This is a genomic window from Rhodoplanes roseus (genome assembly GCF_003258865.1).
In the GTDB taxonomy this organism is placed as follows: domain Bacteria; phylum Pseudomonadota; class Alphaproteobacteria; order Rhizobiales; family Xanthobacteraceae; genus Rhodoplanes; species Rhodoplanes roseus.
Genome location: NZ_NPEX01000644.1, coordinates 1 through 614 on the forward strand (window position 1 = coordinate 1; position 614 = coordinate 614).

At 73.0% G+C, this 614-nt stretch carries 1 protein-coding gene; it reads left to right on the forward strand.

Annotated features, from left to right (window positions below; genetic code table 11):
- Window positions 1-184: 184 nt before the first annotated feature.
- A partial coding sequence (gene ccmB / locus CH341_RS31765) for a heme exporter protein CcmB (RefSeq protein WP_111423724.1) occupies window positions 185-614 on the forward strand: 430 nt, incomplete at its 3' end.

The following is a 614-nucleotide window of genomic DNA, read 5'->3' on the forward strand; positions in this document are numbered from 1 at the left end:
GGGGAGGGAGCCGGCTGCCAGCCGGCGCGGGGCCGAACGCGACCACGGGCACCGACAGCCGGAGCAAAATAACCCCGCGGCTCCAGCGTTCCCTCCCCCCTTGTGGGGGAGGGACAGGGAGGGGGGTAGCCACGCGCTCGAGCGCTGCGATCAAGGCTCCCTCACATCGTGCCGGAGTCCCCGCATGACCGCGTTGCGCGCCCTCCTGGTCCGCGATCTCCGGATCGCGCTGCGCATCGGCGGCGGCGCCATGATGGGGGTGCTGTTCTTTCTCACCGTGGTCACGCTGATGCCGTTCGCGATCGGGCCCGACCTCGCGCTGCTGCGCCGGATCGGCCCGGCGATCCTGTGGATCGGGGCGCTGCTCGCCTCGCTGCTGGCGCTCGACCGGCTGTTCGCCGCCGACCACGACGACGGCTCGCTCGACCTCATCCTGATGGGCCGGACGCCCATCGAGCTGGCCGTCGCCGTGAAGGGCCTGGCCCATTGGCTCGCCACCGGCCTGCCGCTGGTCGTCGCCGCCCCGGTGCTCGGCCTGTTCCTCAACCTCGAGCCGGCCGGGCTCGGCGCCGTGGTGCTGACCCTGCTGGTCGGCACCCCGGCCCTCACCTTCA